Origin of the sequence: Thermococcus celericrescens, from assembly GCF_001484195.1 — an archaeon.
In the GTDB taxonomy this organism is placed as follows: Archaea; Methanobacteriota_B; Thermococci; order Thermococcales; family Thermococcaceae; genus Thermococcus; species Thermococcus celericrescens.
In genome coordinates this window covers 48,740-71,545 of record NZ_LLYW01000013.1, presented here as the reverse complement: position 1 = coordinate 71,545, position 22,806 = coordinate 48,740, and the positions used below count along the sequence as shown (strand labels likewise).

19 protein-coding genes and 2 pseudogenes are annotated in these 22,806 nt (G+C 56.2%); 11 read left to right on the top strand and 10 right to left on the bottom strand.

The window, feature by feature from the left end:
• Positions 1–63: 63 nt before the first annotated feature.
• A complete protein-coding gene (locus tag APY94_RS04295) occupies positions 64–243 on the bottom strand; it encodes a hypothetical protein (RefSeq protein ID WP_058938465.1) in 180 nt (59 codons plus the stop codon).
• A 179-nt stretch (positions 244–422) separates the two neighbouring features.
• Here APY94_RS04295 and APY94_RS04290 point away from each other — a divergent pair, with 179 nt between their 5' ends.
• Both APY94_RS04290 and APY94_RS04285 read left to right on the top strand, forming a co-directional pair.
• Complete coding sequence (locus APY94_RS04290; RefSeq protein ID WP_058938464.1) at positions 423–1,730, top strand: hypothetical protein; 1,308 nt, start codon at positions 423–425, stop codon at positions 1,728–1,730.
• The gene (locus tag APY94_RS04285; protein WP_058938463.1) at positions 1,727–2,617 is read left to right on the top strand and encodes a 2-phosphoglycerate kinase; all 891 of its coding nucleotides are present in this window, start codon (positions 1,727–1,729) and stop codon (positions 2,615–2,617) included. Before APY94_RS04290 ends, APY94_RS04285 begins: the two co-directional genes overlap by 4 nt.
• On the opposite strand, the gene APY94_RS04280 is transcribed toward APY94_RS04285, so the two are convergent.
• From APY94_RS04280 to APY94_RS04270, 3 genes are read right to left on the bottom strand one after another with little or no spacing between them, the layout of a single operon-like run.
• Positions 2,607–4,118, bottom strand: a complete 1,512-nt coding sequence (locus APY94_RS04280) for a metallophosphoesterase family protein (protein ID WP_058938462.1) — start codon at positions 4,116–4,118, stop codon at positions 2,607–2,609. The two genes, APY94_RS04285 and APY94_RS04280, sit on opposite strands and share 11 nt — an antisense overlap.
• Positions 4,119–4,123: 5 nt before the next feature.
• Complete coding sequence (locus tag APY94_RS04275; RefSeq protein WP_058938461.1) at positions 4,124–4,531, bottom strand: CBS domain-containing protein; 408 nt, start codon at positions 4,529–4,531, stop codon at positions 4,124–4,126.
• A gap of 44 nt (positions 4,532–4,575) precedes the next feature.
• Positions 4,576–5,367, bottom strand: a complete 792-nt coding sequence (locus tag APY94_RS04270) for a class II glutamine amidotransferase (protein WP_058938460.1) — start codon at positions 5,365–5,367, stop codon at positions 4,576–4,578.
• Positions 5,368–5,449: 82 nt separating this feature from the next.
• On the opposite strand from APY94_RS04270, the gene APY94_RS04265 reads away from it, so the two are divergent.
• Positions 5,450–6,322 (top strand): type I restriction endonuclease, encoded by an 873-nt coding sequence (locus APY94_RS04265; RefSeq protein ID WP_058938459.1) that lies wholly within the window; start codon positions 5,450–5,452, stop codon positions 6,320–6,322.
• Between the two features lie 6 nt (positions 6,323–6,328).
• Here APY94_RS04265 and APY94_RS04260 read toward each other — a convergent pair whose 3' ends face one another.
• From APY94_RS04260 to APY94_RS04250, 3 genes are all read right to left on the bottom strand, one after another.
• Positions 6,329–7,321 (bottom strand): AIR synthase family protein, encoded by a 993-nt coding sequence (locus APY94_RS04260; protein ID WP_058938458.1) that lies wholly within the window; start codon positions 7,319–7,321, stop codon positions 6,329–6,331.
• A 140-nt stretch (positions 7,322–7,461) separates the two neighbouring features.
• The gene (locus APY94_RS04255; RefSeq protein ID WP_058938457.1) at positions 7,462–8,649 is read right to left on the bottom strand and encodes a cell wall-binding repeat-containing protein; all 1,188 of its coding nucleotides are present in this window, start codon (positions 8,647–8,649) and stop codon (positions 7,462–7,464) included.
• Positions 8,650–8,871: 222 nt separating this feature from the next.
• On the bottom strand, positions 8,872–10,647 hold the full coding sequence (locus APY94_RS04250; RefSeq protein WP_058938456.1) for a ribosome biogenesis/translation initiation ATPase RLI: 1,776 nt from the start codon (positions 10,645–10,647) through the stop codon (positions 8,872–8,874).
• Between the two features lie 61 nt (positions 10,648–10,708).
• Here APY94_RS04250 and APY94_RS04245 point away from each other — a divergent pair, with 61 nt between their 5' ends.
• Positions 10,709–11,842, top strand: coding sequence for a hypothetical protein (locus APY94_RS04245; protein WP_058938455.1), 1,134 nt, complete (start codon positions 10,709–10,711; stop codon positions 11,840–11,842).
• 81 nt (positions 11,843–11,923) lie between these two features.
• Here the strand turns inward: APY94_RS04245 and cas6 are convergent, their stop codons facing one another.
• Positions 11,924–12,670 carry a CRISPR-associated endoribonuclease Cas6 gene (gene cas6, locus APY94_RS04240; RefSeq protein WP_058938454.1) on the bottom strand — a complete coding sequence of 249 codons (747 nt, stop codon included), beginning with the start codon at positions 12,668–12,670 and terminating at the stop codon, positions 11,924–11,926.
• Positions 12,671–13,883: 1,213 nt separating this feature from the next.
• On the opposite strand from cas6, the pseudogene cas10 (APY94_RS04230) reads away from it, so the two are divergent.
• The 7 genes and pseudogenes from cas10 (APY94_RS04230) to crn3 form a co-directional block, all read left to right on the top strand.
• Positions 13,884–14,543 (top strand): annotated as a pseudogene (cas10, locus tag APY94_RS04230) (type III-A CRISPR-associated protein Cas10/Csm1); the annotation flags it as partial.
• Between the two features lie 62 nt (positions 14,544–14,605).
• Positions 14,606–15,937: a type III-A CRISPR-associated protein Cas10/Csm1 gene (cas10, locus tag APY94_RS04225; protein WP_394325670.1), complete on the top strand. Its 1,332-nt coding sequence runs from the start codon at positions 14,606–14,608 to the stop codon at positions 15,935–15,937.
• Between the two features lie 7 nt (positions 15,938–15,944).
• On the top strand, positions 15,945–16,523 hold the full coding sequence (gene csm2 / locus APY94_RS04220; RefSeq protein ID WP_058938450.1) for a type III-A CRISPR-associated protein Csm2: 579 nt from the start codon (positions 15,945–15,947) through the stop codon (positions 16,521–16,523).
• Positions 16,520–17,371, top strand: coding sequence for a type III-A CRISPR-associated RAMP protein Csm3 (gene csm3, locus APY94_RS04215; protein ID WP_058938449.1), 852 nt, complete (start codon positions 16,520–16,522; stop codon positions 17,369–17,371). Before csm2 ends, csm3 begins: the two co-directional genes overlap by 4 nt.
• A 7-nt stretch (positions 17,372–17,378) precedes the next feature.
• Complete coding sequence (gene csm4, locus APY94_RS04210; RefSeq protein ID WP_058938448.1) at positions 17,379–18,308, top strand: type III-A CRISPR-associated RAMP protein Csm4; 930 nt, start codon at positions 17,379–17,381, stop codon at positions 18,306–18,308.
• Entirely contained in the window at positions 18,305–19,420 is a 1,116-nt protein-coding gene (csm5, locus tag APY94_RS04205) for a type III-A CRISPR-associated RAMP protein Csm5 (protein WP_058938447.1), read from the top strand. The genes csm4 and csm5 overlap by 4 nt, the downstream gene beginning before the upstream one ends.
• Positions 19,421–19,500: 80 nt before the next feature.
• Complete coding sequence (crn3, locus tag APY94_RS04200; protein ID WP_058938446.1) at positions 19,501–19,806, top strand: CRISPR-associated ring nuclease Crn3/Csx3; 306 nt, start codon at positions 19,501–19,503, stop codon at positions 19,804–19,806.
• 497 nt (positions 19,807–20,303) lie between these two features.
• Here crn3 and APY94_RS12900 read toward each other — a convergent pair.
• Together APY94_RS12900 and APY94_RS04185 are read right to left on the bottom strand one after the other, a co-directional pair.
• A pseudogene (locus APY94_RS12900) lies at positions 20,304–21,248 on the bottom strand (transposase); the annotation flags it as partial.
• A gap of 41 nt (positions 21,249–21,289) precedes the next feature.
• A complete protein-coding gene (locus APY94_RS04185; protein ID WP_058938443.1) occupies positions 21,290–22,747 on the bottom strand; it encodes a hypothetical protein in 1,458 nt (485 codons plus the stop codon).
• Positions 22,748–22,806: the final 59 nt, after the last annotated feature.

Here is a 22,806-nt window from a genome sequence, read left to right as displayed (position 1 = left end):
AGTTAGGAAAAGGAGAATAAAAGGCCATCGATGGAATGGAAAAAGCAGGAAAAGGGAGAGGCCTCAAACGTGCCTCGGGTAGAGGGTCTTCTTGCCCTCGTCCTTGGCCCTCTTGACGGCCTTCTCAACGAGGGTCTTGATCTCGGCCTCAAGGGCGTCGTAGAACTCCGGGTTGACCCTCATCTCGGGGTCGATGGCCTTAACGGCCTCCTTAACCTTGCTCTTAACAATCATCTCAACCATTTCATACACCTCCTTTCAGCGGGGCCGCTTTCAGTGGCCGCCAATAATCATACCTCCTTGGGGTTTATAACCCTTCCTGCGGTTCCCAGGGTAGTGTACCTATTCTCTCCGGAGAGGTGCCGCTGGGACACACTCCAAAATGTTAAATGCTCCATGAATATAGTGGTTACGGTGGTGGCATGAAAAATCGGAGGCTCGTCCTTATCGACGGCGAGCACTATCCAGACGTTACCGCGTGGGCGGTAGAAAGGCTCGGTGGTGTCTGCTGCGCCGTCTTTCTGGGCGGGAGCGAGAAGATTGGGGACATTCGGGACATCGAGGAGAGGCTCAGGATTCCAGTGTATTACGCGGGGGACTACCTTGCCGCCCTCGCGAGGGCCCTCAGGGAGAACGACGTTTGCGAGGTCGTTGACTTGAGCGACGAGCCCGTCCTGAACTACGAGGACAGGTTTAGGATTGCATCCCTGTGCATGCTCCACGGTGTGACCTACAGGGGGGCGGACTTCACGTTCACTCCCAGGCCGCTGAGGAGGACCAGAAAGCCGAGCCTTGCCGTCATAGGAACGGGGAAGAGGGTCGGCAAGACTGCGGTCAGCGGCTTCATAGCCAGAACCCTCAAGGAGATAGCCAACCCCGTCATAGTCACGATGGGCCGCGGAGGTCCTGAAGAGCCGGAGCTGATAGAGGGGGACAAGTTTGAGATAACCCCCGAGTTCCTGATCGAGCTGGCGGGGAAGGGAAAGCACGCCGCCTCGGACCACTTTGAGAATGCGCTCACCTCACGCGTTGCGACCATAGGGTGCCGCCGCTGCGGGGGAGGCATGGCGGGGTTTTCATTCTTCGACGTTGTGGACGAGGGCGTTAAGCTGGCGGAGAGCCTGCCAAATGACCTCATAATCCTCGAGGGCAGCGGGGCAACGTTTCCTGCCTACCGTGCGGATGGGTACGTCCTCATGGTCAGCGCCGCCCAGAAGTCCGACTTCATAGGTGGCTACTTTGGCCCCTTCAGGCTCTCTCTGGCGGACATAGTCGTCGTCACGATGGCCGACTCGGTACGCCCTGAGCGGCTGAGGGAGCTTGAGAGGATAATCTGGGAGACTAACCCCGACGTGGACGTGCATTTGACCGCATTCAGACCGAGGCCTCTCGGGGACGTTTCCGGGAAGAGGCTGGCCCTCGTGATGACGTCGGGGCTGGCCCTCGAGGGGGCGAGGAGGTACATCGAGGGTCTGGGGGCGGATGTCGTCCATGCCTCCGGCAACCTGTCTAGGAGGCCCGCACTGAGAAAAGACCTGGAGGGATTTGAGGGCATCGACGCGGTGGCCGTTGAGCTCAAGGCCGCCGCTGTGGACGTTGTTACCAGGTGGGCACTTGAGAGGGGAATCGAGGTGATCTACCTGGACAACGAGCCGGTCAACATCGATGGGAAGGATCTGAGAGGGGCCGTTTTGAGGCTCGGCCGCTCGATACTGGAGGGGAGAGGATGATAATCGTAACCGACCCCCAGAGCAGGGCCAGGCTCCCGTTCTCAAGGGGGATCCTCACGCGCTCCATAACCCTTGCGGGGGTTGACGTGGGTATAGCGTACATCATAGCCACGGAGGTTCAGAAGGAGCTGAATTCCAGGAAGGCTAAGTTCGTCACCACGGAGGAGATACGGGAACTGACGTACCGGAAGCTCATTGACCACGGCCTTAAGGAAGCGGCGAAGCGTTACCTGTTCTGGCGCCAGCTCCGCCGCCTGAAGGTGCCGATAACCATTCTCCTTGGCGGGGCAACGGGCGTCGGGAAGTCAACGATAGCGACCGAGCTGGCGTTTCGCCTCGGCATAAGGAGCGTTATAGGAACGGACACGGTAAGGGAGGTCATGAGGAAGATAATAGCACCCGAACTTCTCCCCGACCTCCACACGTCGTCCTTCCTCGCCTGGACGGCCGCTGGCAGGGTCAAGGGAAGGGACTCCCCCCTGATCAGGGGCTTCGAGGAGCAGGTCCGTCACGTGTCCGTTGGCCTCAAGGCGGTCCTTGAGAGGGCCCACAAGGAGGGCTTCAACACGGTCATCGAGGGCATACACCTGGTTCCCGGCTACGTGGAGCTCAACGACAGGGACTTCATGTACGTGGTAACCGTGGGGAGCAAGCGGGACCTGGAGGCCAGGTTCTACGAAAGGGCGCGCTACAGCAAGAGGCCCGCCGAGTACTACATCGAGCACATAGACGCCATCATGGAGATACAGGATTTCATCGTGGAGATGGCCAGGGAGCACGGGGTTCGGGTGATAAACAACGTCGAACTCGAGAGCACGGTGGACGTTATAATGGAGGACATAATGGAGCAGCTGATGAGAAAGATGGGAAGGGACGTCAGGGGGTGAACGGGCCCTTTATCTTCCATATTCCAAGGAGCCTTCCGCTCCCCCACGTGGCCTGAACCTCAAAGACGACTATCATTCCGGGGTATATATCTATAAGGTTGAAGCTGTTTCCGAAGGGGTTCCTGTGGAGCTCCCAGCTTATTGAGCCCGCGTTGACTATGGGTGTTTTCTCAACCTTGACCGCGAAGGAGTTGCCCCCGTGGCCGGTCAGCACGAGGTTGGCCTCCCCCCACGTCAATGTCCTCAGCACGTCGCCGGCGTCTTCGAGGAATCCCACCTCCCTGCTCCGCGGAATCGGAATGATGTTGTGGTGCAGAACGACCACCGTAAAGCTCTCGCGATACTCCTCGAGGTGCCTCGCTATTTTCCGCTGGCCTATCCGCCCGACGACTCCTATTGGAGTTTCGTACTGGGCGCTTATCACTGGAAGGAACGTGAAGCCCTTCATCTCCACGATTTCCGGTTCGCCGAAGTACTCCAGAAACAGGTCGTAGCCCAGGTAGGTTATGTCGTTGTGGCCGGGAACGACGAGCTTTTCCGCTTTGATCTTCTCGTAGAACTCGTAGGCCTTCTCGTAGTAGCGCTCTATCCCCATATCCACGATGTCACCGTTGTGGATCACTATGTCGGGCCTCAGCTTTTCGTTTATGGTGCGCACGGCGTTTTCGAGTACCTTCCTCCTGAAGTACATCCTGTCCGAGACGTTGCTCTCGCTCATCTGGACTATCCGGAGCAGGCGCTCTCCACGGGGCACGAAGATCTTCGGCTTTATGGGTCTGTGTTCCTTCCGCACCTCGTCCCCGGTCACGCGTTTTATCGTAACCTCGATCCTGCCGTCGTCGTGGATGGTGATGATGTTGTAGCTGTTCACATCCCCCTTCCTCGTCTTCCTGCAGGATGTGCAGCCCGCGTTGTCAATCACCATATCCTCGATGCGGTAGACGTTGGGCACGTGCTTGTGGCCGCAGGTGTAGAGGCTGACCTCGTGCCTGAGGAGGAGGTCGAGAACGTCGCCGGCGTTGTACAGAACGTTTCTCTCCCGCCCGGTGTCGGGCAGCGGGACGAGGTGATGGTGTGCGGCGACGATTTTGAACTTTTTCTCGGAGTACTCCTCGAGCCTCGACTTGAGCCACCGGAACTTGTGACCGCCCACCCTGCCGTCGCTCAGGTCGGGTATGGTCGAGTCAACCCAGATGACGACACCGTCGCGGAACTCGTAAACGCCATTAAGCGGGCCTATGAACTTCTCGAACAGCTTGTAGCCGACGTTCCTGACATCGTGGTTGCCAGGAATGACAACGAGCGGCTTCTTTATTTTTCTAAGCTCGTACGAGGCCCGCTCATACTCCTCGCGGAGCCCCTGGTTGGTCACGTCACCGGTGTGTATCACGAAGTCGAAGTCCCCGCGGTTCACGTCGTTGACTATGAGGTCGTAGGCGTAGCCCTTGTAGGCGCTCTCGCTAGTTATGTGGGTGTCGCTTATGTGCGCTATCCGTATCATAACCATCACTCCGCCGCGATGGCTGTCTCGAGCCGCCTCCGGCTGGCGGTCAGCAGGTCGCTCAGGCTGAATATGCCGACTATCTCCCCATCTTCCTTGATGAGCATGTGCTTGATCCCTTTCTTGGCCATCAGGTTGAGGACGTCCCTCACGGGAGTGTTCGCGTCGACTGTTATCAGCTCCCCGCTCATTATCTCCCTGACGGGGGTGCCGTTCGACAGCCCCGGGATGACGACACGTCGGATTATGTCGCTCTTTGTGAAGAATCCCACCACCCTGTTTTCTTCAACGACAACCAGGGAGCCTATGTCGAACTCCACCATAACCTCGCAGGCGCGCTTTACGCTGTCGTCCGGAGAAACGCCTATCAGTTTCCTCGTCATGTATACCTTAATCGGGGCATCCCCATCCATGTTACCACCCAAAATAAAAGTGGGGCGGCATCGTATATAACGTTTCACAGGTGAACGGTCTCAACGTCGAAGCCATCCTCACCAAGCCTGACGTAGAACGCGGTTCCGTTTGGGATTACCCGGTAGTCCGCAGGGTGGTACAGCTCAAAGGTTGACGACGTCACCGCGAAGAGGTCCTCACCTTCAATGAGGAGCAGCCTGCCGTAGTCGTAGTTCAGCGGGTTCTCGGCATATTTCTCGCTCATGCTGGCGGTTATGAAAGCGGAGAATCTTCCCCCGGAATCCTGGAACAGGGTGACGGTGTTGAAGAGGGACTTCATCGTCCCGTTGATGATCCGGTACTGCTCCAGAACGTCATCGAGCGACGGGCTGGGGAGCCTCCTGCACAGGTAGGTGGCGAAGGCGTAGGTGTCGGAAACGTTCCCCAGCTCCTCCCCGTCCAGTTCGGCAAGCTCCATAATCCTCTCCTTGTCAAGGTCGCCGTTGTGAAGCAGCCAGAACGTGAAGCCGTGTCTGGACGAAAATGCAAACGGGTGGACGTTGAAGAGGTTCCTGGCCCCCTGACTGGCCGCCCTCGTGTGGGCCATCAGCACGGCGAAGCCCTCAAGCTCCTCTCTGAGGGAACCGAGGGCGGCGGCGTCCTCAAATATGGGCCTCAGCGAGCGGTAGTGCTTCACCGAACCCTCCTTCAGGAGGACGTACCCCCATCCGTCCCTGTGCTGATTCCCCCTTCCCCTCCGCTCCTTGTACGGGTCATTTTCGGAGGACCTTACCAGGGCATCCAGCAGCGGACGAATCCGCTTTCCGTCACCTGCTGCAAACATTACGCGGCACATAGTCCCACCGGAGCAATTTGAACCCACCGCCCAAAAGCTTTTAGGTCGTGGGGAGAGCACTAAAGCGGTCGGGGGTATGGGCATGGAAGAACTTACCAAGGCCGTGGCCAGCGTCAGGAGGAAAATCCGTTCACACAGGGAACTCTACGCCAAGAACGAGGAGGCGGTGAAGCAGCACCTCATCGGTGAGGTTTTTCAGGCACTGGGATGGGATTGGAACAACCCCGAAGAGGTCAGGCCGGAGGAGCGGACGGAGGACGGGAGGGCGGACTACGCGCTCATCCTCAATGGCGAGGTCTTTGCCTACGTCGAGGCCAAGAACCTCGGGGTTAACATAATCAAACGGGACGAGCCCCTCCGCCAGCTGGCGCGCTACTGCTTCAACTCCGGCGTTAAATACGGCATCCTCACGAACGGTGCCGTGTGGATAGCGGTGAAGGCCTTTGAAGAGGGCTCCCGTCTGAGGGACAGGATTCTCGTCACCGTCAACATCGAGGAAGAGCCCCTTGAGAAGGCCGTGCTGAAGCTGTCTATTCTCTCGAAGTCCAGGATAACCGAGATGGAGAGGGTTGCCTCCCTTCTGAGGGCACTTGAACTGAGCTTTCTGGGGCTCAGGCAGGAGGGCTACTCCGAGGAGATGCTGATCGAGTACCTGACGTCGCGGGAGGGCATGAACACGGTTCCCGTTGGAGAGCTGAAGGGGGACGAGACACCCAAGGCAGCCTATGTCTATGACGGTGGATGGAAGCTCCTTCCCCTCCAGGAAAGGAGTATCAAGGGGGTTCTTCTCTCCGTCCTGCTGTACCTGGAGAAGCGCGCCCAGGGGTACGAGCGGGAGGAGATACGGAGGGCCTACGAGCACATCAGGAGAATGTCGCTTAGCCCCGAGACCGCCCTGGGTGTACTCAAAAAGCTGGAGGAAGAGGAAAAGCTGAGGATATCGGTTGAGATTTGATTGGGCTCAGACCACCTTCCAGAGCTCGTCGCTCTCAGGTCTCTCAAGGGGCCTCTCTTCACCGTTCTCAACGATGACCCTGACGCCGGGGTCTTCCACAAACTCTCCTATGACGGAGGCGTTTATGCCTTTCTCTCTGAGGGCGTTTAGGATTTCATCCACGCCGTCCCTCGGGGCGGCTATCATCAGGGCCCCGGAGCTTATCAGGGCGAGGGGGTTTAGACCGTAGAAGCGGCATATTCCGAGCGTCTCCTCCCGTATGGGTATTCTCTCGAGGTGCACCCTGAAGCCCAGGCCGGCGGCGTCGGCCATCTCGTGAAGGCCGTTCGCTATTCCCCCCTCCGTCGGGTCGTGCATGGCGTGAACGCCGACCTCGTTGGCCGTGAGGGCATCTTCCACGACGCTTATCATCTCGATGAACTTCCTCGCCCTCTTGACGAACTCCCTTCCGAAAGCCCTCTCAAGCTCCTCAGCCCTCTCGCCCGCTATTATCGACGTTCCCTCTAGACCCGCCCACTTGGTGAGTATTATCGCGTCCCCGGGCTTCGAGCCGTTCGACGTCACGAGCTTTCCCCTCGGCACCTCTCCGAGCATCGTCCCGACGACTATCGGCCTGTCGAGGCCCGGCGTCACCTCCGTGTGGCCGCCCACTATGGCGACGCCGAGTTTTGCGGCGCTCCTGTGGAGCTCCTCCGTTATCCCCGAGAGGATGGCATCGTCGGAGTTCTCGGGGAGGAGAATTGAAGCGAGGAACCACTTCGGTCTGGCCCCAAAGGTGGCCACGTCGTTGGCGTTGACGTGAACCGCGTAGAAACCTATTCCCTCCCCGGCACCGGTTATGGGGTCGGTCGATGCAACGAGAACCGTCTCTCCGAAGTCTATCGCGGCCGCATCCACCCCGAGATCGGCCCCGATTATCACCCTCTCTCCCCTGGCCCCGAGGCGGTTGAAAACAAGCTCTCTGAGTTTTTCCGGTGGAATTTTACCCACAGGCAGCATCTTGATCCCCCTGAATTCCTTTGTGTCTGTACGACATAACAGGTGAATGCTTAAAGACTTTGCCCGAGGATGAGTGTTTCAGAATACGTGGACTGTCGGGCGGAGCGGCGAGAATATGAAAGAACGGGGGAGGGCAGCCCTCACGGCTGCCAGCGTCCGGCACGGTCCGGGAGAAGGATGTGCTCCCTGAACTTGCCTTTTCCGTGGGCGTACATCTGGAGCAGCTCCTGCCTGATCTGCGCCATCAGGGCATCGATAGCGTCGTAGTCCTTGTTCTCGATGGCGGTCTTGAGCTGGTCAACGAGGGTCTCTATCTTGGTGACGTTCATTCCCGACTTCTCCATGATCCTGAGCTGTATCTCCACGCGGTGCAGGAACACCCTCGCCATCACAGCGGCGTCGATCCTCACCCTGTTCTGCCACTCCTTCGAGGCCATCCTTATGACGAACTCGGCGTGGGCCTTTGCGGCCGTCGCCTGCCCGTAGGCCCTTCCGTACTCACCGTCGTCATAGGCGTTCCTGGCTCTCTCAAGCTCCTTCTTGGCGAGGTTCAGCATCTTCTCCGCGACCCGGTCCATCTGGGGCGGCAGGGTAACGTTCGCGAGCAGTTCCTCGGCGGAGGCAATGCGCTCTTCGCTCGTGTTAATGGCCTCCATCGCCATCTCAGGGGTTATGTTGACATCGATCTCTGTGACGTTGGCCCCGACGCGGTTCTCGAACCTCTCCCTGAGTCTCTCGGCCATTTCCATCATGACTTGGCTTCTGATGAGGGTCATGTTCTTCGGGTGGGCCTCTATCTTCATCATGACTCTGGTTATGTTGGTGGTGTCGTTGGCGAAGATTATCACCCCGTGAACCTTCACGGCCTTCCTGAGGGCGACCTTGATCGCGGCGGTGTCGTTGCCGGGAACCACTATCACATTGTTCTCAAACTTTATCCTGAGCTTGGCGGTTGCGTTTCCTATGACCGCCAGGTTGGTCTCGTACCGGTTCCTGCCCCACCAGCGCTCGACGGTGATGTTGAGTTCCCCGAGATCATCCAGATACCTATCGACGACGGCATCGGGTCCCCCAATTATTATAACATTATCCGGGCCGTAGCTCATCACGTTCGCCGTGACGTTCGGGTCATAGACCCCCCAGGGGGTCGTCACGACCACCGCGCCGGTCATGTTGGCGAGGTACTGGGCCAGTGTGCAGTCAGCCTCGTTGTCGCTGACGAGTATGACGGTCACGCTGGTATCTGCGGCGGACACGTGGCCGAAGGACACGGTCGTCGCCACCATCATCAAACCAAAGAGCAATGCAATAGCTTTTTTCCACACCATGGCGCTTCACCTCGCTTTTCTTTTTGAAGACTGTCATATTTAAGCTTTTTTCACGAAATCGTAGTCTTAGATTCATGTCTGTTCAGCATAGTCCCTCTTTACGGGCTTTTTCATAGCTTATCGTTAAACAACGTTAGTCAACGTTTATTTAAGTTTACAGGGGCACAAAACCCCGTGATTTTGGCCGAAGAGGGTTTGGGAAAGAGCAAACAGAAAAAAGAATCACGGGGCGACGTAGTAGTACTCGCCTATCTCCTTCTGCTCCCTGTCCTTGACGCTGTTCTCCTTGTTGGCCCTGGGCCTGCCCGTGTCCGGGTCGCGTCTGAAGGTTATGCCGACCCCCGCGAGGAAGCGGTTCATGCCCTCGCGCATCCCGGTGGGCGGCAGTGCCTTACCGTGCTTCCCTGGCTCGCCCTCGAAGACCATGAGTCTGTCACTGATGTAGTCTATCATGAGAACGTCGTGCTCGACGACGAGGGCGGTCTTGCCCTCCTTCTCCATCAGGTGCCTTATCGCCCTTGAAACCGCCAACCTCTGCTCGACGTCGAGGTACGCGGAGGGCTCGTCGAGCAGGTACAGGTCCGCGTCGCGGATGAGTGCCGCGGTTATTGCAACCCTCTGAAGTTCACCGCCCGACAGCTCGTTCACCTGCTTGTCGTAGAGGTCCGGAACTCCGAGCGGATTGAGAAGTTCCGTCTTGTAGAAGCTGTTGAGGAGCTTCCCCGCGTTTATTTTGCTCAGGAGATCATAGACGGTCCCCTCGTAGTCGACCTTGATGTACTGCGGCTTGTAGGAAACCTTCAGCTCCCAATCGACCTCTCCCTCGGTGGGCTTCTCGACGCCCGCGAGCATCTTCACGAAGGTGGTCTTACCGATTCCGTTGGGGCCGACGATGCTCACGACTTCGCCCATGTAGAGCGCTCCGGGCTCGGCCTCGAGCCTGAAGCCGCCGTAGTCCTTCACCAGCCTCGGGTACTCAACCAGTATCTCGCCCTCCTGGCTCTTCCTCTCGCTGGATTTGGTGAACCTTATCTCCTGGGGCCTGAAGCGGACGTTCTCGTCCTTCAGGTAGCCGCGCAGGAACTCGTTTATTCCATTGCGCGTGCCCTTCGGCTGGGAGAATATACCGTAGGCGCCGGGCTTACCGTAGACGACGTGAATGACATCGCTGAGATAATCCAGAACCGCCAGGTCGTGCTCAACGGTGAGAACCGCCTTGCCCGAATCGGCCAGATGGCGGATTATCCTGGCCACCTTGAGCCTCTGCTTTATGTCGAGGTAACTGGACGGCTCATCGAAGAAGTAGAAGTGCGCGTCCCTGAGTATCGCCGCGGCTATGGCCACGCGCTGAAGCTCACCGCCGGAGAGGTGTTTTATGTCCCTGTCGAGGACGTTCTCCAGCTCAAGCTCTCTGACCACATCATCGAATTTTCCAACCTCGTCGGCCTTCTTGAGCAGGTCCCGAACCTTGCCCTTAACCGCCTTGGGGATTAAGTCCACGTACTGGGGCTTGACTACAGGTTTAATCTGCCGGTTCTTGAGCTTCTCGAAGTAGTTCTGGAGCTCGTTGCCGCGGAATGCCCTGATGACGTTGTCCCAATCCTCGTTGTCGCCGCAGAGGTTCGGCAGGAGCTGGCCGGCGAGTATCTTAACCGCGGTGGTCTTACCGGTTCCGTTCGGTCCGAGGATACCGACGACCATGCCGTCCTTGACCACCGGAAGCCTGTAGAGGACGAAGGCGTTTACTCCATAGCGGTGGACGCAGCCCTCCTCAAGCTCCTCCGGGAGGTTCACTATGGTTATCGCGTTGAAGGGACACTTATGCACACAGATTCCGCAGCCCGTACAGCTCGCCTCCTGGATCACCGGGCGGTAGTTCTCCTCGTCTATGATTATCGCCTCTCCGCCCATTCGATTGACCGGACAGACGCGCTCGCACAGGAAGTTGCCGCACTTGTCGGGGTTACACCTGTCGTAATCGATGACCGCTATCCTCATCACTCACCACCGGGTTAGGCTGAGGGAGAGGGTTTTAAAGGGTTGCGGGATATCTCAATCCATGCGGCTCAATAGAAGAGACCTCCTCTGGATGGTGCTCCTGTTGATTCCCCTCGCTGCGTTCTATGTGCCCTCCAACATAGTGAGATACCCTCCGTTTTTGATAGCGTCGGTGATAGTCTTTGTTATCTCTCTGTTCATGTATCACCGAGCCCGGAAGAAGTCAGAAGTGGGACTGGAGGCCTTCCTGTCTGTGCAGTTTATAGGACTAGTGCTCGGTCAGGTTGAGAGCCTCCTGGGAGTTTTGCTGTTCATACTGCTCGCGGGCGTCCTGACGGCGTGGCTTCCCGACAGCGTATCGAACGGTGAACCCCTCGGGACCATTGGGGCGATACTCTACACATCCTCCATAGCCCTGCTGACATACTGGCTGGTGGAGCCAAAGCAGAAGAGGAGTGAAAGGCGGGAACTCAGGAAAACGCGGTACCTCGTCACCGCTCTGAGCATTCCAAGCTGGGACGCGGACAGGGTTCTCCATGCCGACTGCGATATGCTCAGGAGGAACAGCGCGGAGCTCAACAACGGACCAAAGAGACAGAAGAGACAGAATATAGTTCCCCTATTTCAGGCGATTAGCTACCATCTCCCGAGGCTTGAGAGGGTCTTCCTCCTCGTCTCAGAATCTATCCTCAACTGGAAAGATGACAGAACGACCCAGTACGCTCGGGAATACCTGAGTGAGAGGGGATTCGATGCGCAGGGTTCCGCCTTCGAGGCCAAGATGAGGGCCTTCTTCCTGAAGCTCTCGGAGTGCACGGGAAGGCCGGTTCTCATCAGGTGGCCGGACGGCAGGAGAGAGAGCATCGGTAGCGGGGAGGGTGTTATCGAGTTCGTGATGGTTCCCGCCGGAAACTTCGACGACGTGGAGGAGTGCAGGGAGGCTATAAAGGGAGCCCTCGGGGAGATACTGAAGAAAGAGAGCGGTGAAGTTACCTTCGACGTAACCGGCGGAAAAACGCTCGTGAGCGTCGCGATGGCCCTTGAGGCTATAAAGGGCGACTGCCAGGCCGAGTACACGAAGCAGGAGATTCAGGACGTTGCGCCGGAGGAGAGCCTCTACCGCGTTGATCTGGACGTTTACTCACTAAAAGACCTGCTCAACGAGATGGCGCGTTCCCTGAACCGGCGGCTTTAGAGCAGTTTTCTTTTTAATGCCGCGTGAGCCGCTATCACGGCAGCATCTCGACGAGGAGTATCAGCCCACCGAGGGCGTTCCTCAACTGGCCCCACCCGTGACTCTTCTCCCCCTGAGGGGATTTATGAAACCGAAACCGAGGGAGTTAAGTTCACCTATGCCCGCGTCCATCAGAAATGAGTAGAACTCCCGGTTGTCGAGGTTTATCGGGGCCTCCAGGTACTCCCAAGTCGTGCCGGGGACGTCGAAGTAGCGCCCCCTGATGTTCACCCTCACGTAGATGTCGAACCAGCCCTTTTTCCTGAGCCTCGGAACCATGGCGGTGAAGATGGGGGAGTCGAGGGTGAGGCTTTCGCCCGTGAATGCCTCGTATTTCTTGATGGCGTTCTCGGTGAGCTTTTCGATGAAGTAGGGCAGGCTCCTGTGGTGGTGGAAGGTGAAGAAGCGCCCGCGACCGGGAGCCGAAAGCACCACTGGAGAGCCGGTTATGAAGGCCTTCCCAGGCCTCAGGCTGAACTTCTTGATTGAGACGACGTTCAGCGCGTGCCTTCCGAGGTAAATCTTCTCGTTCGGCAGGAGCCTCTCGTAGAGGGTCTCTATGAAGCCCCCGTCCGGGGAGCTGATTATCAGGCTCTTCCTTTCTCCGGGCTGAAAACGGCCGCTGGGGAAGATGTCCGAGAAAGTGAAGAACTTGAATCCTCTCCTGTCGTGGAGCGACTCGTATTCCGTCCCCGAGAGGTGGGTGTATATCATCGCCTGAACTGCGTGTTTTCCAACGGCATAGAAGGGAAAGCTTTCATCGGGCTCCAGGTCGAGCTTTATCCTCATCCTGAAACACCAGCAACCCACTTGGGTTGAAAGGGATAAAAACCTTTCGAGAAGGTGTGGGGGCTCCATGGGAATTCCGGGCACTGGGGTAAGGGGTCTCCCAGGTTTATCAGCTTAACGGCGGCGCTCCATGTGTTATTCCGTTAAAAACAGCCAAATTGGACGGGTTTGGAATCGCCCATGAACGGAGCAGTCCAGTGTCCCCGTGGGGCGAGTGGGGGTTTCCATACCATATTCATGAGTGATTTCAAGAAAGATGGCTCTGCCACTACTCAAGCTTGGCCTGCACCGTCCGTTCATACGGCGGGCGTTTTTGTGGTCTTTTTCTGCCTTCCGGCGCTGGGGATGGTGTCGGTTAATTGTTTCGGAGTGGGGTTAGTTATGGTAGGGGCAGGAGATGCCTTATTTTTTGGGCGCTCTGAGGGGCGTAATGCTTATATAAGGGTTCTGCTGAGTATTAAACGCTTAAAAGGAGTGAAAAAGTTAACCGTTTCAGGACTACCTACGGGTTTGGAAACAGAGCGAGGTCTAATGCAACCCAGCTCCCTACTCCTCCAAGTTTCAGAACCACCCACTGGTTTGGAAACGGAGGCTCTGTCACTGGCCTCATAGTGCTCTTCTTGCTGTCAGATTTCAGGACTACCTGAGGTTTGGGAAATCGCTCTTTTCGCTTCAATTACCTGCGGGGATTAAGCTTGACCCCGCGACGAGGGACGACATTGATGGATAATCTCCCAACTGTGTGGAAATGTTTTTATATCCTCGCGGACAGAGTTACAAAGTGCCCACTACGATGCATCGGGTAACCAGAAACACCGGTAGTGCGCACCAATATGTTCCGGGGCATTGGTCTGCAGGTTCCAGCTCATCCCCGGTACCGTGGAGGTGATTCGGTGAGGGACATCGAGGTTCTCGTTACGGGTGCGCTTCTCCACTCCATCGGCCGGCTTCTCGCGCCCCTCCAAAACGGTCCCCCTGGGAGGCTTGGCTATGAATTCCTGAATTCCATCGCCGAAAGCTCCGGTCGGGAGGAGTACAGAAGAATCGCACCCCTCGCCCTTCTGCTCGATGGCTGGGAAAAATTCGAAGGTGTTTCCACCGACGAGGAGCTTCGCAGGTTCGGAAAGGCTGTTATGCTGGCCTCAAAGCTCGCCGGCGACTGTGATGGAAAAAGCGGCCTGGGAGCACTGCTCTCGGTTTTCAGCATTATAGACATCGGAAAGGGCAGCCCAGGAACATGTATTACCGCCCCCAGAGGCTCGACTTCCGGAAAGGACTCCCGCTCCCCGAAGAGAAGGTGGAAGTCAATGCGGAGGAGTACAGGGAGCGGATTGATGAACTCGCGGAGGAGCTCAGGGGGAGAGATTTCACTCCCGAACCCAGCGCAGTCATGGCGATACTCGAAACATACACCACGTTTCTCCCGGCCTGTTCCGGTTCGGCGGTGTCCTTCTACGACAGCGCCCGCATGGTGGCCGCGCTCGCAACTGCGCTTTATCTGTACTGGCGCGAGGAGGAAAGTGGAGCAACCTCCGAAAGACCGTTTCTCCTCGTGGAAGGTGACCTCTCCGGGATACAGAGGTTCATCTTCAGTATAACATCCAAGGGTGCGCTGAAGCATCTGCGCGCCAGGTCCGTGTACCTCGATCTTCTTGGCTGGGACGTGGTCCTCGAAATCATCAAGCGGCTCGGACTCACGAGGGCGAGCGTTCTGTATAACGGAGGCGGTTCATTCACGATAATAGCCCCCAACACCAAACGGGCAAGGGAGACTCTGAAGGAAATCCGGAAAGAGCTTGAGACTTTTTTGCTTGGGAAGTTTGACGGTTCACTGTACCTGGCCATCGACTGGCTGGATGTCTCCCCCGAGGAAATCAGGGACTTCAAAGGGGGTCCCTTTGGGGGGAACTCAAGGAGCTCCTCGGAAAACGGAAGATGCGCCGCTTCCTCGATGCCATCGACCGGTTCGTTGATACGGAGGGCTATCGCAAATCCGAGGAGTGCGATGTGTGCAGAAAACAGATCACCCGCTCCGAGTTCGAGAGGTTTGTCATAAGCGACCCCGAAACGGGCGAGCCGGTGCTCCATCTCTGCAGGACGTGCTACGAACTCTGGCATCTCGGCGGAAAGCTTCCAAAGACCGAGGTCTTCGTCAGGACGGGAAAGGACTTCAGAGAGGATCACAGGAAATCCGTTGAGCTTCCTTTCTCAAGGTTCCACTGGCTGGACAGCGCCAAACTGCTCGAGTCCGTGAGCTTCCCGGAGGGCTCCGAGGTTCTCCTGAGAAACACGCTGGATCCTCGGGGGGTTCCGGCTGGATACGTCCCAATCCCCTATGTGGTGGCAGACTACGCCAAGCTGACTGAGGACGGAAACATAATGGACCTCGAAAAGCTCGCCGAAAACTCCGTAGGTGCCGGCAGGATAGCGGTTCTCAAGGCGGACGTTGACGACCTCGGCCTCATCTTTGGGACTGGCCTGCCCAAGACAAACCCCGCGCTTGTGGCAAACCTGTCGAGACTCCTCGACTACTTCTTTAAGGCATACCTCAACTCAATAATCCGGGGGGAGGTCTCCATCGGCCGGAATCTGCCGGAACTTCCAACGGCAAGGGAACTCGGAGCCGAAAAGCATCCCGGAAACCACGGGACAAAAGCAAACATAGTTGTGGTTTACGCGGGGGGAGACGACCTGTTCATCCTCGGTGCGTGGAACGAGATTTTCAACCTTGCCTTCAGGATAAGGGAACTCTTGAGGGAATACACGGGGAGGAACCCCAACGTAACACTCTCCGCAGGGATAGGGACATTCCCTCACAGCTACCAGGTTGAAAGAATGGCGATTGTGACGGAGGAGCGGCTCGAAACGGCCAAAGATGAGGGCAAGGACAGAATATGCCTGATGGGAAGGAGCATCCCGGAAGACGGGACATTCACTGTATCGTACCCGTGGGGCCTTTACTCGGAACTCTGGAGGAAGTACGGAAAACCCTTCCACATTGGGGCAGGGAAACTAGCCCTCAACGGCAAAGAAGTCCCCAAGTCCGCCCTGTGGAAGCTCCTTGAGTTCAGGGAGCTTTATTCAATGGATCCGCTCGGCGTCTCATGGAGCTACCTCGCAGCGTACCACCTCTCCCGCGCGGGGCTGGACGAAAGCATGAAGGACATTGTAGCCCTGGACGTCCGGAAATACCGCGCAGGGGAACCGCAGGAGATATTTTGGATTGATGGAATACTCAAAATCCTTCTGATGGCCGTTAGGAGGTGAAACCGTAATGAACTGGGGCAGAGGTAGTGGGAGCCCTGGGGGGAGACCCAGGGAGGATTGTTCGAAATACAGGGGCTCGTTCTCCCGCGGGGAGCCCAATGTATTCCTCCTAAAGGAAGCCCTCGGGAACTGCTCAGGGGCGATCAAAAAGGAGCTGAAAGAAAGGTTTGAGTCGGCCCTGAGGGAACTGGAAAACGGAAAGGGATTCTTCGGTCAGACTCCCGAGAAGAGACTCGAATGGGCGATCTGGGTTTCCGCCTATCTGGTGGCTCTGAACCTTAAGACCAACCAGGTACGGAAGGTTCTCGAGCTTGCTAGGAACATCGAGCTGGACTTTAAAAACTACTCCGCCAAGGAGGAGGACACAAAGGCAAAACTCGCCAGGATGAGGTTTCTTATGGCTTACGCCGTTGGCAAAGCGGAGAAACAGAAGGAAAGGGAGCCTCTTGAGGCGATACACCGTGTTCTAGATCCCCTCCTGAAGGAACTCATGGAAAACCCCGACAGAAAATTGTACAAGATATTTTACGATTTTGTCCAGGCGGTTATAGCCTATCATCGCTTCTTTGGAGGGAGTGATAAATGAGCGGGATGAACCGGCGAATATACGGTAAGGTTATCCTGACGGGCAAGATAAAGGCCGTCACCGGTCTGCACATAGGCGCCCAGAAAGAGGTTTCGGAGATAGGGGGAATCGACAACCCCGTCATAAAGAACCCCGTAACCGGTCTGCCATACATTCCTGGCTCATCCCTGAAAGGCAAGATGAGGGGCCTCCTCGAGATACTGACCAACACCCGTCTCGAAAAGGGGGAGATAAACCTTCCCTATGAGCCAGGCTATTGTACAGTCAAGGAGATAAAGGACAAGAAATGTCGCAGGTTCTTCAACAAGGCTGTTGGCAAGGTTGTGATTCACGTCTGCAACGATCACAACACTGCCATCAACTGTCCGGTGTGCAGGCTTTTTGGGGCGAGCGGCAACTCCAACTTTCCGTCCGGACTCATCGTAAGGGACGCTGAGCTGACCAAGGAGTGGGAGAACAGATGGAGGGATGGAGAGCAGATAACGGAGGCCAAGACCGAAGTGGCGATAGACAGGGTTACCTCGGCGGCGAACCCCAGAACCAACGAAAGAGTCGTCGCGGGCGCCGAATTCCACTTTGAGATAATATACAACGTTGAAGATCTCACCCAGTGGGAAGACGACCTCCGGAACCTTCTCACCGCCATGAAGCTCCTGGAAGACAGCTATCTCGGTGGTTCCGGTTCGAGGGGCTACGGAAAGGTGGAGTTCACAATCGAGAGCATAACATTCCGGCCCCTGGGATATTACACCGGAGAGGAAGGCGAGCGGGTTCTTCTTAAGATGCCCACCAAAGTCGAGGGGGTGAGGGAATCCTTCGATGAGGTATTCAAGATAGAAGGAGGGTAACCGCGGCATGAAGGCTGTGAAGCTACACTTCAGGTCCCCGCTCCACGTCGGCATGGGCTCGACGGACAGCGTTGACGTTCCCGTCCACTCAGATACGCTCTTCGGTGCGATGGGCAACGCGCTGTCTGCAATGGGGATTCCACTGGACGGGCTGATTGATGCGGTATCATCAGGCAGGGCGAGGTTTTCATCCCTTTATCCATTCAGAGGCAGAGAGTACTACCTTCCCAAGCCTCTCCATGCGGATTCCCTCGTGGCCAAGACCGCCATGGGGAGCCGGGAGAACTATAGGGTCTCTAAAAAGTTCAAGAAGTCAAAGTTCCTCCCAAAGAAGGTCTTTGAGGATGTGATAAATAGGAACATTGATCCCGAGAGAATAATCGAACTGCTCCCCGAAAGAATGCCCTTTAAAGTAGCGGACGTTCCCAAAGTCGCTCTCGACAGGGTCACCTCAAACTCCTCGATATACTATCTCACGCAGGTCTTCTTTGAGGAAAGTGCCGGTCTGTACTTCCTCTACGACGGGGACGGGTCTGTATTCAGGAAATACGTGCTTCCCGCGGTTAGATTCCTCGGTGACGAGGGGCTCGGAGGAAAGAGGACATGGGGACTCGGGCTCTTTAACGTCGAGGTCAAAGACGTGGAGATAAGGGAGTCTAATGGGGATTCCTTCGTTACCCTTTCACTGACCCTCCCGCGGAGCAGGGATGAGCTGGTGTACTGGGAACCGGTGAAACGTTCAGGCTGGGTGAACACGAAAACGGGGACACCGAGAAGGAAACCAACAATGCTATTCGCCAGGGAGGGAAGTATCGTTTCATCCAAGGATGCGGGGGCTGTTATTGACCTCGACGACTACGGCAACTTTTCCAAGGAGATAGGTCACAAGGTTCACGTCTATGGCAAGGCGTTCCCAGTTAGGGTGATGCTGAAATGATACTGGAAGCCATCTCCCCCGTGCACGTAGGCAGCGGCGATACACTCACCGTGGTGGATATACTGCCCGGAAAAAACGGGACCATACATATACTCGACACTGAGGGGCTCCTGGAGAGACTCATTGAACTCGGGGCGGACATGGAGGAGATACTGGACGAACTCCGGAACGTTGAGAGTGGAGGAAGCCACTACATCTGGGAGAGATACCTCAAAAGATACGGCATAGCCCCCGGTGACGTGTCCAGATACATCCTTCCCGTAAACGGAAGCATCAGACCCAAGAGTATGAAAATCTGGGAGTTCATAAAGACCTCTGGAAAGCCTTACGTGCCAGGCTCGTCCCTCAAGGGCCCCATAAGAACGGCGGTGTTTTATGAGGTGATCAAGGACAGGGCCAGGGAGCTGGACGCTTTCCTGAATGGCCTGCTGGAGATGAGGAGGGTATCCCCCAAGTGGGTGGGCGAGAGACTGGAAACGCTCGTCTTCGGCTACGCTCGGAGGGGGAATGACAGGAGATATGAGCCGAAGCACGACCCAATGAGAGCCCTCGTAATCAGGGACGGAAAACCGTTCGGCCCAAAACACCTGACCGTTTACGAGGTCGCGACCGTGGGGGCCGGAAGAATACCGCAGTACGTCGAGGGTATCGAGGGGCTGAGCGTTGAGATGGAGCTTAGGATTGATGGGGAGCTCCTAGAGAGGGGGTTGAAGACGGGAACCTTCAACGGTCTGCTGGCCGAGGAGATGTCCGGCAAGGAGGACTTCGAGAACCTGATATGGCGTGCCGTTGATAGCTTCAGCAGGGAGATAATATCCTTCGAGCTGAGGAGAGACCAGTTGAAAAAGTACGATAGCTTCAGCGGGGACATCGAACGCTTTTACAGGGGGCTGAAAGGGCTGAACGGACACAGGCTTAGGCTCGGCTGGGGTTCCGGCTGGTACTCAATGACCCTGGGAGCCCTTTTCTTTGACAGCCATATGTTTGAATACATCAGAAGGAAGCTCAAACTTGGCAGGAACCCTGTGACCAAAAGGCTCTCAAGTGACTTTCCACGGACGAGGAGGGTCGCCAACAGAAAGCCCATGGGCTGGGTGCTCCTCCGGGAGTGACCCGGTTCCCCAAAATTTTTATTCTGGGGTATATCAAGCCGGAACCATCCGCGGAAGGGATGAATCGGGAGGTGTGGGGGATGCTGAGCTTTAAGACTGTTGACCTTGAGGATTTCACCCTTGTTCACTTTGAGACGGACGGGCACGTGAGTCCGGAGGAACTTAAGTCCCTGAAGCCCCCCACGGTAAAGGGAAGCCGGGGCGTGGTGCTCAGCGGACGTGGCCCCATATGGCTCTACGCCTTCCTCGTTCACTGGTACCACCCAACACTTTGGGTCGCCACTTATGACCCGAGGCTCGGCGGTGCGGTTGTGGTTGAAGTACATGGCGGCAACGTGAAGGTCGGCGATGTGGTGCCCCTAAACGTTGATGAGCTTCTGGAGTAGCGTGGGGTTTATTTAAGGTTTTGAACGTTGAGCGCCCTTAGACGTGAAACGGGGCGGAATTGGACGGATTTAAAATCAGCCCAAAATGGGGTTTTCTGTGCCTCCGCGGGCGATGTCGGGGCGTTCCGCGCGCTTTCTATGGGCAATTCCAGAGAACTCCACACCGCTGGCTGCACAATGCCCCCGTCCGGTGTATTCCATACGAAGCATAAAGCTTTGACCGGGTGCCGCGTTCAGTGCCGAGATAGCGTCAGTTAATTGTTTCGGCGCGGGGGTAGTTATGGCTGGAGCCCGAGAGGCCTTACTTTCCGGGCGCTCAGGAGAGCGTAATGCTTATATAAGAGTTCTGCAGGGTATTAAATGCTCAACGGGGCGAAAAGTTAACCGTTTCAGAACTACCTGCGGGTTTGGAAACTGTCCCACCAGTATGATACTCCCTTTCCCACAGCTGACCTCCTCCCTGCCCTGAAGGGCGAGGGTTCCAACGAATTAATCCCTCACCACGGACGGGAAAGTTTGGGGGCTTCATTCAAACCCAACTCAAAGCGGGCTTTCAGCCCCTCTGGCCGGGCCTTCCTTTGGGCGAACAAGCCACCCAAATCCGGGGTTATTGTTTTCACGGCTTTTTTTCAAAATGTTGAAGGCTCCAGCCAAATCAGCGTTGGAGATAAGCCCCGTTGCGGGACACGAATAAAGACCACGAACAAAGCGAGCCCCTTTATGGAGAACCGCCAGACGTGGGAGAGGAGAAAATTCTGCTTCCTGCCTTTCTCAGGGTTTCTGGCAGTTCCCTTAGGATAACCGACGACGATTTTTGAAACTCCCAACTCATGGAGTTTCCTGACGGTTTGTCTCAGGGCAGTATTGATGTAGTGTTTAGCTTGGAGTTTCGCCTTTTCGTGCATTCTTTTTAGTTTCCTGCTTTTCTTTGCTCTTGATTTGTTAAGTTTTGATTGGTATTCGGCTATTCTCTTCTGCCAGTAGAAGGCCATGCTCTTTAAAGGTCGGCTACTCACGAGAAAGCTTTAGCCACTTTCCACATACACCGCTATCAAGTTGTTAATACCCAAATCAATTCCTGCCGAGAGGTTTCCTTTCGGCTGTCTTGGGAGTTCAATCCCCTCTTCTCCTTTCAGTCTTCCCCCAACTTTTGAACTGGAGATGTGAGCATACCTCTTGCGTTTAACGTCATCATACTGGATTTCTAACCGCTCCTGCTTTCCCTTGAGATGAATTCTCCCCTTGAATTGGATTTCAAGGCGTTTAAATTTTCCAAGGCCTTTGAGGATCAACTTGTTGCCTTCAATTCTGTATTGATCGTTCCTGAGGACGATTAACTGTTTTCTCTTCCTGCCCTCTTTGAGGTAGTTTGGTGGTCTTGGTTTCAGCCATGAGGGGAGTTCTCCGTTTCGTTTCTTTCGGAGAATGGAAAGAATGGACCGGAGAGTCCTGAAACCCTATGTTAGAATGATAAACAAAAGGCTCAAAGGGCCCCAAGAACCCTAAAGAGCCTTCCGTACTCGAAGCCCCTCAGCTCCACAGTTTCATTTTTCCAATCGGTCGAGCTTTTGCCGTGCCACAGGCCACGGAGCTTGTAGCCGTGAAGGTTCAGCTCGCCGAGGGTTGCTGCCAGGGCGTAGAGGGTGTCCCTCAGCTCCTCCCAAGTCCCCTCAAAGGTCTCTCCGAAGGAAAAGCTCCACTCAAGTTTAAACGGTATCAGTCCGCTTCCCTTCAGGCTCTCCATCTCTGCGTACGCCCTGTCGTCAAGGGTAATCACCAGAACGTTTGAATCCTTTTCCTCGGCGAAGACCTTGTAGTCGAGGGCTATCTTGGTGTCCCCGTGGAAGTTTTCCCTGGAGTCTGCCCTCTCCGCCCCGCGTTCCCTGAGCCTCTCGAGCTCTACTCTTCCAAGGGATGCCAGTCTTGCCCTGGGCTTCGGCTGATTAGAATACACACCAAGGGCCCTGTCGTAGGGAAGCTTGTCGTTTACCGCCCTTCCGACCTCCAGGGCTACCTCATCGGAGTACACGAAATCAAAAATCAGGCTTCCGCCGGAGTAGAACCTTCCTTCGCCGAGGAGCTTTGAGGGAAGGCGGAAGTAGAGGGCGTTGGTGTCGAAGCCGATGTACAGCGGTCTTCCGTCCCCCTTCAGCCGCTTCACCATGGAGACAAGTTCCTCCCAGTTTTTTAACTTGGCCATCCCTCCCGCTATGAGGGCCTCCTTGACCATCGTGTGCCCGCCGTGGAGCTGGTCGTCGAGGTCTATGTAATCCGGGATCCTTACACTTGCAGTTTCCCCGAGGGTCACGCTTCCAATGATCGTGTTTCGTACCTTGAGCGGGAAGCGCGTTACACCATCGATATGGAGGGAATTGAGAACCGCCATTATGTGCTCTCTATCAATCTTGAAAACCCCTGGGGATTCTTTCTTTCTTCTCGCCTTATCCAGCGTTCCATTAACGCCCGCCAGCTCGCGTCCCGTAAAGAGCCTCTGCTTTACCATCGGAACCTCAAAGAGAAGCCTTCCGACGTACTTTGTCCACTCCCGCAGGTGGAGGTACGTGACGTCGTCGGCGTTCTTTGCCATCGCCGCACCCAGGAGCAGGGCACTCATGAACTTCCTGCCGGGGGTTATGTCCACCACAACATCATAGCCTTTCCCCTTCAGCGCCTCAACCAAGCTCCCGACCTTCTCCCTGAACTCAACGGCATCGGCCTCGTCGAACTTCAATGACTCGTCGGCGATTACCTTTATATCCGCGCCGTAGGCAGTGGAGAGCCGTTTGATCAACTCATAAACTTCCCCGAGCTCCCCCGCGACATTATCATTCCAGAGCAGGTAAACCTCATCCGGGACCCAGGAATGGCACTCGGCAAGGCACCAGAGTGGGTTAAAAACGGCCTCTGGGGAGGTTCCTACAGCCGTAACGTACGCCCTCATATCACCACCAAAAGAGAAACGCGCCATGACCTTAAAGGCCTTTTGAAACGGGGGTCGGA